Here is an 11,855-nt window from a genome sequence, read left to right on the forward strand (position 1 = left end):
ATGCCCATTTCGTTCTCGTTATGATTATATGTATGAAAAAAAGCAACAGGAATACCGTTGCTTTACACACGCTCTAACATACGATTTAATGCAAGAACCGCTTCTGCCGTTACTTGTTTGTCTACGCTAATAACGTTAATTTCTTCTCCTCTTTCTATCGTTTCAAGTGTCCATAATAAGTGAGGCAGATCAATTCGGTTCATCGTTAAGCACGGACACATAAATGGATTAAGTGAAACAATTTCTTTATCTGGATGTTGCTGAATAATTCGGTTCACTAAATTCATTTCTGTACCAATCGCCCATTTGCTACCAGATGGCGCTGATTCAATCATATCAATAATATATTTCGTTGAGCCTGCATAATCTGAAGCAGCTACAACTTCATAGCAACATTCTGGATGTACAATAATATTCATATCAGAATGATTTTTTCGTACGCTCTCAATGTTCTTCACTGTAAAATTTTGATGAACAGAACAATGCCCTTTCCATAAAATTACTTGAATTTCTTCTATATCCCCATCGTACTCTAATGAATCTGTGTGTGGGTCCCATACTGCCATTTTATCTAACGGGATACCTAAATCGTACGCTGTATTTCTCCCTAAATGTTGGTCTGGTAAAAAGACGAGACGTTCTTTTTGAGTAAACGCCCAAGATACCATTTGCTTTGCATTAGAAGATGTTACTGTTGCTCCTCCGTTACGACCACAAAACGCTTTAATTGCAGCTGTAGAGTTCACATATGTTAACGGAATCATCGTATCTCCAAATAATTTCGTGAGCTCTTTCCATGCTCTTTCTGTTTGTTCAATATCTGCCATATCCGCCATCGAACAACCTGCACGCATATCTGGTAAGATGACAACTTGATCATCTGTCGTTAACATATCTGCTGTTTCCGCCATAAAGTGCACCCCGCAAAACACAATATATTTTGCGTCTTTATTGCTCGCTGCAATTTGTGCAAGCTGAAGTGAATCCCCTGCTGCATCTGAAAATTGTACCACTTCATCTTTTTGATAATGATGCCCTGGAATGAATAACATTTTCCCCATTTTCTCTTTAATTTCACGAACACGCTTTTCCATATCTTCCGTTGACATCGTGTAATAACGCTCTGGTAACATCGTTTCAATTGGCTGTACTTGTTCTAAAATACTCATATACGTTTCTCCCCTCTAAGCCACTTTCCTTATCCTTCAATATTGAAACTAATATCAAGTGCTTTCACTGAATGTGTTAACGCTCCAAGTGAAATATAATCTACCCCTGTTTTTCCGTATTTCGGTAAATCTTCAATTGTGATGCCCCCTGAAGCTTCTGTAACGATAGCACTTGGTACAATTTTTGAAAACTCCCGGATTTCATCTGGCGTGCGATTATCGAACATAATAATATCAGCACCAGCAGCAACAGCCTCTCTCACCTGTTCCTCAGTTTCTGTTTCTACTTCTACTTTCACCATATGTCCTAACTTCTCTTTCACTGATGTAACAGCTTTTGTAATAGAACCAGCAAACACAATATGATTGTCTTTAATCATGACACCATCATATAAACCGAAGCGATGATTAAATCCACCGCCGCACACGACTGCATGCTTATCAAACATACGTAGTCCTGGCATCGTTTTTCGCGTATCACAAATGCGAGTATGACTGCTATCTAAAGCAAGAACCGCTTTACGCGTCATCGTCGCTATTCCGCTCATACGCTGAATAACATTTAATATAACGCGCTCTGCTGTTAATAACGATGCAATTGGACCTTGCACAGTTGCAATGATTTCGCCTTTTTCTACAAGGTCCCCATCTTTTTTATGAAGCTCTACTTCAATTCTCTCATCAATTAATTTAAATCCTGATTCAATTACTAAACGTCCTGCAAAGACCCCTGTATCCTTCGCAAGAAACGTTCCTTTCGAAAGCAAGTTATCTGGAAAAATAAGCTGAGATGTTACATCTCTTTCCCCTATATCTTCTAAAAAAAATCGATTTAATGCTTCTTTAACTTTTATCGTGTTCATAAAGCCCCTCTTCCCCTCATTACACAAGTTGTCGTTTTCTCTTTACTCGAACAATCTCTTTCTTTCCTATATTTCTATCTGGATAATCACTCCGGTAATGCCCGCCAATACTTTCTTCTCTTTGCAAGGCTGACACAACTATAAGCTCACAAACCGTTAACATATTAATAAGCGTTATCTCTTCATTCGTAAGAACATCATGTTGTAATATCATATTTCGAACACCATACTTACTAAGCCATCTCTTCGCATAAGATAAACTTTGCTCTGTTCGCACAATCCCAACATATTTCATCATGCATTTTTGTATTTCTTCTTTCGTCGGTAAATGATTCAGAACGATAAACTTTGCTTCCTTTTCGGCTAGCATGTTCACCTTTTCTTTTGTCTCTCTAGATAAAATGTGTCGTCCGATTCTTTTTCCAAACACAAGACCTTCTAATAATGAATTACTCGCTAATCTATTTGCACCATGAACCCCGTTACAAGCTACTTCACCGACTGCGTATAAGTTCGGAATAGACGTCTCTCCATCACAGTTCGTTTTCACGCCGCCCATGTGAAAATGAGTACCAGGCACGACTGGAATAAGTTTTTTATTTATATCGACTCCATTTGTTTTACATATCGATGACACGGTCGGAAAGCGTTGTTCAAAGTTTTGAATCATTTCGATGTTTAAGTACACTTTTTCACCCGCAAGTAGCTGTTCATGAATAGCCCTTGCGACTACATCACGAGGCGCTAAATCCTGTTCGGAATGTATATCCATCATAAAACGCTGCCCTTTTCCATTTATAAGGACAGCTCCTTCTCCGCGAACAGCTTCGGATACAAGACCAGAACAACGCCCACCCGCGTATAACATCGTCGGATGAAATTGTATAAACTCTAAATCTACAAGCTCTCCGCCTGCACGGTACACCATTGCAAGTCCATCGCCTGTAATCGTCTCATCATTAGAAGTAAAGGCGTATAAACCGCCAATACCGCCTGAAGCTAACACCGTATAATCTGCATTGTAACGTTTCAATTCTCCTTTATTGTTGCGAGTTAAAGCCCCAACACATTTATCTTTTTCTATAATAAAATCGAGCACCATTTCCTGTTCCACTACCGTAACGTATGGAGCTACTTCTTGAATAAGATGCTCTAATAAATTCTTTCCTGTTGCATCGCCACCTGCATGTAAAATACGACGTTTTCGATGCGCTCCTTCTTTTCCAAGATGAGGACCTGTTTCATCTCCATCAAATTTCATTCCATTTTCAATAAGGTTATTAATTTCTTTCGGTCCTTCCTCGACTAAATAACGGACCACTTCTTCATTGTTATAATGACACCCTGCTACTAGCGTATCTTCAAAATGATCATTAGGATTGTCGTATGTAGCTACCGCTGCGGCAATTCCACCTTGAGCTAAATGTGTATTATTATTACGTTTCGTCTCCTTTGTGATAATAATCACATTCTTTTCGTGACAAATCTCTTTTGCAACACGAAGTGCCGCAACGCCACTTCCAATAATTAAGACATCTGCGCTTGGCATAATTGTTGCCTCCTACTTTACACTTTTCAACTGTCTTGACACCTATATTTACATAGTTTTAAAATAATGACAAGAGTTTTTTTATAATTCTTATTTTCACTACCATTTAAAAAGTAAAAGAAATGTAACTCTTACTAGAGAGAGGAACTTACATGATGATATATCTTGACTATGCAGCTACTACACCTATGAGCGAGGAAGCGTTACAAACATATATGAAAGCAGCTTCACAATACTTCGGAAATGAACAAAGTTTACATGATATTGGAGGAACGGCTTCTTCTTTATTACAAGTTTGCCGAAAAACATTTGCGGAAATGATTGGAGGCAAAGAACAAGGAGTATTTTTCACAAGCGGTGGATCGGAATCGAACTATCTTGCGATTCAATCACTTCTAAATGCCCGAAATAAGAAGCATATTATTACGACACCTATGGAACATGCATCCATTCGAAGTTATTTTCAATCTCTAAAATCAAAAGGCTATACGATCACTGAAATTCCTGTTGATAAAAATGGACTCATTTGTTTAGTAGATTTAGAGGCAGCTATTACGGAAGATACTGTGCTAGCAAGTATACAGCATGGAAACTCTGAAATCGGAACCGTTCAAAACATTACAGAAATCGGGGCACTTTTAAAAAAATATAATGTTTTATTTCATACGGATTGTGTGCAAACGTTTGGTAAACTGCCTATCCATGTTTTTGAGATGGGGATTGATAGTCTTTCTGTTTCAGCACATAAAATATACGGACCAAAAGGTGTCGGCGCTTGCTACATAAATCCGCAAACTCGCTGGGAACAAGTATTTCCAGGAACTTCTCACGAAAAAGGATTTCGCCCAGGTACAGTGAACGTTCCCGGCATCGCATCTTTTTTAACAGCTGCTGAAAATATATTAAAAACTCAATGGGAAGAAAGTTTACGTTTTAAAGAGTTACGATCCTACTTTTTAGAGCAAATACAAACACTTCCGCTAGAAATTGAAGTAGAAGGTCATTCTACTTCTTGTTTACCACATATTGTTGGGGTTACAATAAAAGGAATAGAAGGTCAATATACTATGCTAGAATGTAATCGCCATGGTATTGCCATTTCCACCGGAAGTGCTTGCCAAGTCGGTAAACAAGAACCTTCGAAAACTATGCTTGCAATTGGAAAAACGTATGAAGAGGCAAAACAATATGTCCGCTTCTCTTTCGGACAACAAACAACGAAAGATCAAATTGATACTACTATTCATGCACTACACACAATTGGAAATCAATTTTATAGAGGTGTTAAATCATAATGAAACAAAATGAACAAAAAAAGATTTTAGGTGAAGAAAGACGACAACTTATCCTCCAGTGGCTTCTTGCTGCAAATGAACCGTTATCGGGGAATGAACTATCGAAAAAGACGAACGTAAGTAGACAAGTTATCGTGCAAGATATTTCCTTGCTTAAAGCACGAAACGAACCAATTATTGCGACTGCTCAAGGTTATTTATATTTAAAGCCACAAGAGAAGCAACAAACTTTTGAACGCGTAATCGTATGCCAACATAAACCAGCAGAAGTACGTCAGGAACTTACAATGCTTGTTGACCATGGCGTTACGATTAAAGACGTAAAAGTTGAGCATCCTGTATACGGTGACTTAACAGCCTCCATTATGGTAAGCAATCGCTTTGATGTAGAGCAATATTTACAAAAAATCGAAAACACAAATGCTTCCTATCTTTCACAACTAACAGATGGTATTCACTTACATACAATCGAGGCAGATTCTAAAGAAAAATTAGATGCTGCTTGTGAGACGTTAGATAAAGCAGGATTTCTCGTTTATTAATGTAAAGCACAGAGTTTTTATCATTCTCTGTGCTTTTTTAATGCTATAATATTGTAATCAATCGTAAAGGAGATCAAATATGGGAATTGAACTCGTTCACTTTAGCATTGGCAAACCGAAACAAATGAAATATGGCGAAGATAAAGAAATGATAACAGGTATATGTAAAGATCCTACAGAAGAGGCCTTTCTCTCAAAAGACGGATTTCGTGGTGATGACGTAGCGGATTTAAAACATCACGGCGGACCTGATCGCGCTGTTTGTGTGTACCCACACGAGCATTACGCACTATGGGAAGAGGAATTTCAAACTACGCTTCCCGCTTCCACATTTGGTGAAAACATTACCGTAACAAATATGTTAGAGCATGACGTATGCATCGGAGATACATATCAACTAGGCGAAGCAATCATTCAAGTAACGCAAGCTCGCGTACCTTGTAGCACAATTTCAAAACGTCTTGGCATCCCTGGCATACTGCCGCGTATTGTAGCAACTGGATTTACTGGCTACCTATGCCGCGTTCTTCAAGAAGGTACTGTACGTAAAGATTCAAAAATTACATTACTAGAACGTCCATCAAGCAATGTTTCTGTTTTATTCTCTAACGAAATTTATTTTCATAATAGAAAAGATAAAGATGGCATCGAGAAGATTCTTGCTGTTCCAGAACTAGCTGATATTTGGCGTGGTCAATTAGAAGATCGTCTTGCGAAGTTAAAATAAAGAATCCCACCTTCTGCAGGTGGGATTTTATTAATCTATTAAAAAATATATTAGGCAATGAAATGATATTGACGATTAGACAAACACCAACATTCCATCTACATCTTACAACCAATAAGAAGAATAACTCCCCAGCACAGTAACAGAAAAACCGAGTGCTTCAAGTTCCATCGTTACGCCTGGCAATAATACGTCATCGTATGCTTTATCGACATCGATTAAGAAAAAGTAATTTCCAAGACCTGTTTTCATCGGACGCGATTCGATTTTTGATAAGTTTAATTTTCTCCATGCGAAAGCTGATAACACTTGATATAGGGCACCTGCATAATCTGCAGGTAACGTTATCATAAGCGTCGTTTTCTCTCCGCGGTTCTCTCCGTTATTCGGGAGTACTGCTTTCTTTTTCTTATGGAGTACTAAGAAACGTGTGTGATTATTTTTATGCGTATGAATACTACGTCTCACAATTGTTAATCCGTATTTTTCTGCAGCCGCTTCATTTGCAATAGCGGCAATTTTCTCTTCAGGATGTTCTTTCACATATTGTGCAGCAGCACTTGTAGATGTCATATCTCGAACAGTTACTCCTTTTAATTCTTCATTTAAAAATTTATGGCACTGTGCAATGGCATGCGGATGAGAATGCACTGCATATACTTCTTCCCACACTTCTGCATACTGCGGATGTACAAGTAAATGCTGCTGAATTGGTACTGTAATTTCTCCTACAATGGAAAGCGGCTGCTCATGTACAAGGTAATCAACCGTTATATTCACTGAACCTTCTATTGCATTTTCTAACGGTACCACTGCGAAGTCTACATTTTCATTTGCAGCTGCATCTATACAATCTGGAATCGTTCGATACGGTACATGCTCTGCTTCCGGAAAAAAACGACTCACCGCCATATTTGTAAATGTTGCTTCTGGTCCTAAATATCCTACTCGAATCATCGTCTTTTCCCCTCTTTTTCGTTTTCTTACTGTTATACCATACTTTTTTATATTCTTCTATGTAAATTTCGAATATTTAAAAAAGACTAGCATTCGCTAGTCTAAATGTTTCTTATACTCTCTTTGAGCGAAGAAGAAATAAATGATACATGCTGCGATATAAAACAGAATGAACAAACCTACTTTTCTTAATGATCCATCCATAAAAAGCGTATTATGAAACGTATATAATGCAACTGCACTATGCATACTCCCTACTATAATTGGCGCAAAAAATAGCATACATAATTGCCAACGAGAAATTTTCCATACTTCTTCCTTCGTCATTCCAAGTTTAGAGAGTGCACCATACTGCTTTCGGTCCGATGCAATATTATGGAACCATTTAAAATACACGATACTACATGAAGTGAGGAAGAATAATATACTAATAAATGAGCCTACAAATAGAGTAATATCGCCGCCTTCTTTCATATTTACATACAACTCCATATTGCTTCGAAATGCATTATTATTATCTTGTTTTATATGTCTCCGTAAATCTTCATTTAATTTCTTCGTCTTTTCGATATTTGATAATGTGTAGCCTCTATATATCATTTTTTCAGAATCAGGAACCTGATTTGCTATACTGTCAAAATCTTCATCATTCATAACGAAGAACAGACCATTAATGTACGAAGGGTGATGGTTAAATTGAACCCCTTCTTTCTGACCGTTAAATACGAATTGATATGGTTGATTCATTACTTGCAATTGAATCTCTTTTTGATTATATACATTCGAATTATTGTATTTATTATAATAAACGAGTGTCACTGTACCTTTTTTAGGACGATACGTTTTCTGTCTTTGTTTCCTTGCTTCTTGGTTATATTCACTTTCTTTTATAAGCGGTACTATTGTTGTTTCTCCCTTATTAGACTGAAAGGATGCATAAACTCCAACAAAACTCATATATTGAAAATCATCATACTCAGATTGATGCAGTAATTTTTCAACCGCACCTTCCTCAAAGACTTCATGAGTAGAAATGCCTTTTTCTATGTACGAAAACGAGTGTACCCCTCCAGTTCGCCACATATCTTGCATGCTAGAAAAATATAAGAACACCGTACCTGTTGCTGTAACTACAAACGTCGTTGCCATAGACATCAGAAAGAAAAAGCGACCATTTTCCTTCATTCGATGTGACAATTGATTCACTATAAATAAATACGGATATGTATACATAATCTTTTTATTTCGCTTTATCATTTCTAACACTTGGGTAGCTCCATGTGTAAAAGAAAAGTACGTTCCAAAAAAGACAAGTATAGACACAGGGAAAAAGTATATTGCTATCGTAGTCATCGTCACTTGTAGCGCCAACGCATACCCGCCCACTAAACAAGCAAAACCGAATAAACAAAGCCACTTTGATGTTTTCTTCTCTTTTTTATCTGTTCGAAATTCTTTCAATAACCGAATGATTTTTATATTCCATATACGTAAAGCACTTATAAAAGATAACAAAATAAAAACGGCCATATATGTAATAAATGTTACACCAATCGCCCTTACGTCAAATATCACAGGGAGTTCTTTCGGAAGCCCCAGTAACATACTAAATACCATAAAAAAGAGTTTTAAAAATATCATACCGAGCACAATACCGAAAATATTCGCGAAGACCCCGATTAAAATTTGTTCGGTCATAATCATTCCTATTACGTTAGATTTCGTTGCTCCCATTAACATATATAACCCTAATTCTTTCTTACGTGCTTCTATGAAAATAGAAGTAGAGTACAAAATAAATATGACGAAAAAAGAAATGATTATAACATTACATATGATAAGTCCCCAACGTACGTTTTGATACCACATCGTCTCTTGCATATACGGATGCACAATGACAGACATATATGCGTAAGAAGCAAATATTGCAAAACAACTACTTAAGAAAAACACTTTATAATTACGCCAATTTCCTTTTATATTTTGCAGCGCTAGTTGCCAAATGTTCATCTATCGTCCTCCTGTAACTTACTACATAGGCAAAAAGCTAGAGGTTCCCCTAGCTTTTTACGTGTTTTAAATATCCTCTTTGCGCGATCATAAAGTAAATGGCAGAAGCTAAAATGTATGCTCCAATTACAAGCGCACCTGATTTCCATAAATCAATATAAAGCATTTTCCCTAACGTATGAAGAGCAACTCCACTATGAATGGAACCGATTAAAATTGGGATAAAGAAGATAACTCCCATTTGTCGAATCGCAATTTTGCGAATTTCTTTATCTGTCATACCGATTCTCTTTAACGATTTAAATTGAATACGATCTTGTTCTTTATCGTTAAACCATTTAAAGTATGTCATACTACAAGCGAAGAAGAAGAACAGTACCGCTACGAAGAAACCGATGAACATTGTAATTGCTCCACCTTCTCTTATATCCTTATACGCAAACACTGAATTTCTCAATTCTCCTTGCTTTTCTGGTGCAATTTCATTTTTCAAATCTAATACAAGATTTTCTGTATTTTTCCAATCCTCGATATAATAACCGTAATATTTCGTCTTTTCTTCATCTGGTACGAGTTTTGCATATTTCTCAAAATCTTGATCATTTACAATAAGATATTCACTATCATTAAAAACAGAATACTGCGTTGGATTATTTAATTGAACAGACTGCTTTTGCCCGTTAATTGTAAATTCATACGGTTTCGTACGATCTATCTTCATCAGTTCATTTGACATATCAATCATAACCATCGTTGCACTACCTGGTGCATTATGAACTGCTGTAGGTTGCTCTCTCTTTTGTTTGCGCACTTCTGCATTATATTCTTTTTCTGAAATAATCGTCATCGGTACTTCATGTTCACTATTAAACAACGTTATTTTCTGTGTTGCCGGTAGTTTAACGTAGGTTACTTTTCGCGCATCTTCAAACCCGTGTCTCTTCACAAGCTCCTGTACCTTTTCTTCATTAATAAGATTATGCGTATTTAACCCCTTTTCCTCATATGAAATAGCATGTGGTGTAAGTTCTACCGTTTTCGCACTCATATTTTCAAAATATACGTACAGTGTACCTACTGCTGAAGATACTACCGCCGTAATAATAGAAATTACAAATAGAAAACGAGCATTATCTTTCATTTTATAAATAAGATTGCTAAGAACAAACATATTTGGATACGTATAGAAAGATTGCTTTCTTTTTTGTAATGCTTTTAATACAACTGTACTACCTTGTGTAAATAATAAATACGTTCCGCCAATTGTCAGTCCTACCACCGGTAAAAAGAGGATGAGGAAATTCAGAAACGTTACTTGGAAGCTAAGTACATATGCAACAATAATACATCCTATACCAACTACACATAACCATGTAAATGCAAACGGCTCTACTTTTTGCTTTCTAGCTTCTCTTAATAAATCAATAATTTGCAAGCGTCCTACCGTCCAAACGCTAAACAATGATAGGATTAAAAATAGGATAAAGTATACGCCAGCTGTAATAAGAACTGCTTTACTATTCCAAACAAGTGGAAGTGTCTTATCTATTTTCAATAATACGCTTAACGCTTGGAAAAATAATTTTGAACAAAGCATTCCAACCCCAATACCAATTACAATTGCAATACTACCTAACATCAGTTGCTCTAATATAATCATTCGGCCGAGCTGCGATTTCGTTCCGCCTATTAATGTTAGTAGACCAAACTCTTTTTTTCTTGCTCGTAAAAACGTTGAATTTGCATATAAAATAAAGAGTGCCGAGAAGATGACCACAATATAATTCATCGATTCTAATCCTTTTGTGATCATCTTTCTCATACTAATATTACCGCTTACGACATCTGGATGATAAATAAAAGAAGCATACATGAAAAATACGACAATCGATAAACAACTACTTATAAGAAACGCTTTATAGTTACGCCAATTTCCTTTTACGTTATTAAGCGCGAGCTGGCGAAAGTTCATGATATTCTCCTCCTAGCATCGCAAGTACGTCCAGAATTTCTTGGAAAAAGGCTTGTTTCGTTCTTCCTTTATGTATTTCCGAGAAAATTTCCCCATCGCGTATGAAAAGGATACGTTCACAATAACTAGCCGCTACTGGATCGTGCGTAACCATTGCAATCGTTACTTTCTTTTGCTCGTGTAAATCTTGCAGAGCGCCCATTAGCGATTTCGCTGACTTCGAGTCTAAGTTTCCAGTTGGCTCATCTGCTAAAATTAACGTCGGTTCATGAATGATTGCTCTCGCTGCTGCTGCACGTTGTTGTTGTCCCCCAGATACTTCGTATACTTTTTTATTTAATATTTCTTCAATATTTAAGAACTTTGCAATCTCAAGCACTTTTGCATCTATTTCATTTACAGATTTCTTCGCCATTACAAGAGGTAAAATAATATTTTCTTTAATCGATAGCGTATCAAGTAAATTAAAATCTTGAAAGATGAACCCTAAATGTGTACGGCGAAACTCCGCTAATTTTGCAGCACGCATTTGATTAATTTCTTCACCATTTACAAGCACATGACCTGAAGTTTGCTTATCAATTGTTGCTAATAAATTTAAAAGCGTCGTTTTCCCGCTTCCTGAAGGACCCATAATCCCTACAAATTCGCCTTCTTCTATTTTAAAATTTATATCGTTTAAAGCAGTCGTCGCTACTGAACCTTTTGATTGGTACACCTTCGTTAATCCTTTTACTTCAAGAACACTCATTTCTAATCCCCCTACGTGTT

At 36.7% G+C, this 11,855-nt stretch carries 10 protein-coding genes; 3 read left to right on the forward strand and 7 right to left on the reverse strand.

Annotated elements, in window-relative coordinates:
* Positions 1-62: 62 nt before the first annotated feature.
* Genes nadA through nadB form a run of 3 tightly spaced genes read right to left on the reverse strand, consistent with a single transcriptional unit; the run spans position 63 to position 3,581 of the window.
* Positions 63-1,169 (reverse strand): quinolinate synthase NadA, encoded by a 1,107-nt coding sequence (gene nadA / locus ACUN13_RS03550; RefSeq protein ID WP_089607646.1) that lies wholly within the window; start codon positions 1,167-1,169, stop codon positions 63-65.
* 29 nt (positions 1,170-1,198) lie between these two features.
* Positions 1,199-2,032, reverse strand: a complete 834-nt coding sequence (gene nadC, locus ACUN13_RS03555; protein ID WP_017673424.1) for a carboxylating nicotinate-nucleotide diphosphorylase — start codon at positions 2,030-2,032, stop codon at positions 1,199-1,201.
* Between the two features lie 19 nt (positions 2,033-2,051).
* Positions 2,052-3,581, reverse strand: coding sequence for an L-aspartate oxidase (gene nadB, locus ACUN13_RS03560; protein WP_001138531.1), 1,530 nt, complete (start codon positions 3,579-3,581; stop codon positions 2,052-2,054).
* A gap of 152 nt (positions 3,582-3,733) precedes the next feature.
* Here nadB and ACUN13_RS03565 point away from each other — a divergent pair, with 152 nt between their 5' ends.
* The 3 genes from ACUN13_RS03565 (at position 3,734) to ACUN13_RS03575 (ending at position 6,145) form a co-directional block, all read left to right on the forward strand.
* On the forward strand, positions 3,734-4,876 hold the full coding sequence (locus tag ACUN13_RS03565) for an IscS subfamily cysteine desulfurase (RefSeq protein WP_000973777.1): 1,143 nt from the start codon (positions 3,734-3,736) through the stop codon (positions 4,874-4,876).
* Positions 4,876-5,418 carry a transcription repressor NadR gene (locus ACUN13_RS03570; protein ID WP_098684214.1) on the forward strand — a complete coding sequence of 181 codons (543 nt, stop codon included), beginning with the start codon at positions 4,876-4,878 and terminating at the stop codon, positions 5,416-5,418. The genes ACUN13_RS03565 and ACUN13_RS03570 overlap by 1 nt, the downstream gene beginning before the upstream one ends.
* Positions 5,419-5,497: 79 nt before the next feature.
* A complete protein-coding gene (locus tag ACUN13_RS03575; protein WP_000510666.1) occupies positions 5,498-6,145 on the forward strand; it encodes an MOSC domain-containing protein in 648 nt (215 codons plus the stop codon).
* Between the two features lie 105 nt (positions 6,146-6,250).
* On the opposite strand, the gene pheA is transcribed toward ACUN13_RS03575, so the two are convergent.
* The 4 genes from pheA to ACUN13_RS03595 form a co-directional block, all read right to left on the reverse strand.
* On the reverse strand, positions 6,251-7,102 hold the full coding sequence (pheA, locus tag ACUN13_RS03580; RefSeq protein WP_000621705.1) for a prephenate dehydratase: 852 nt from the start codon (positions 7,100-7,102) through the stop codon (positions 6,251-6,253).
* A 96-nt stretch (positions 7,103-7,198) separates the two neighbouring features.
* On the reverse strand, positions 7,199-9,112 hold the full coding sequence (locus ACUN13_RS03585; protein WP_089607648.1) for an ABC transporter permease: 1,914 nt from the start codon (positions 9,110-9,112) through the stop codon (positions 7,199-7,201).
* Positions 9,113-9,161: 49 nt separating this feature from the next.
* Positions 9,162-11,084: an FtsX-like permease family protein gene (locus ACUN13_RS03590; RefSeq protein WP_088345827.1), complete on the reverse strand. Its 1,923-nt coding sequence runs from the start codon at positions 11,082-11,084 to the stop codon at positions 9,162-9,164.
* A complete protein-coding gene (locus ACUN13_RS03595) occupies positions 11,059-11,835 on the reverse strand; it encodes an ABC transporter ATP-binding protein (protein WP_000114529.1) in 777 nt (258 codons plus the stop codon). Before ACUN13_RS03595 ends, ACUN13_RS03590 begins: the two co-directional genes overlap by 26 nt.
* Positions 11,836-11,855 lie beyond the last annotated feature (20 nt).

This window comes from Bacillus cereus group sp. Bce041, from assembly GCF_052646455.1.

What these genes read in the sequence shown, in the direction of transcription:
- nadB (WP_001138531.1), bottom strand. Translation starts at nt 3,581, where the DNA reads ATGCCAAGCGCAGATGTCTTAATTATTGGAAGTGGCGTTGCGGCACTT.
- ACUN13_RS03570 (WP_098684214.1), top strand. Translation starts at nt 4,876, where the DNA reads ATGAAACAAAATGAACAAAAAAAGATTTTAGGTGAAGAAAGACGACAA.
- nadC (WP_017673424.1), bottom strand. Translation starts at nt 2,032, where the DNA reads ATGAACACGATAAAAGTTAAAGAAGCATTAAATCGATTTTTTTTAGAA.
- ACUN13_RS03595 (WP_000114529.1), bottom strand. Translation starts at nt 11,835, where the DNA reads ATGAGTGTTCTTGAAGTAAAAGGATTAACGAAGGTGTACCAATCAAAA.
- ACUN13_RS03590 (WP_088345827.1), bottom strand. Translation starts at nt 11,084, where the DNA reads ATGAACTTTCGCCAGCTCGCGCTTAATAACGTAAAAGGAAATTGGCGT.
- ACUN13_RS03575 (WP_000510666.1), top strand. Translation starts at nt 5,498, where the DNA reads ATGGGAATTGAACTCGTTCACTTTAGCATTGGCAAACCGAAACAAATG.
- pheA (WP_000621705.1), bottom strand. Translation starts at nt 7,102, where the DNA reads ATGATTCGAGTAGGATATTTAGGACCAGAAGCAACATTTACAAATATG.
- ACUN13_RS03565 (WP_000973777.1), top strand. Translation starts at nt 3,734, where the DNA reads ATGATGATATATCTTGACTATGCAGCTACTACACCTATGAGCGAGGAA.
- ACUN13_RS03585 (WP_089607648.1), bottom strand. Translation starts at nt 9,112, where the DNA reads ATGAACATTTGGCAACTAGCGCTGCAAAATATAAAAGGAAATTGGCGT.
- nadA (WP_089607646.1), bottom strand. Translation starts at nt 1,169, where the DNA reads ATGAGTATTTTAGAACAAGTACAGCCAATTGAAACGATGTTACCAGAG.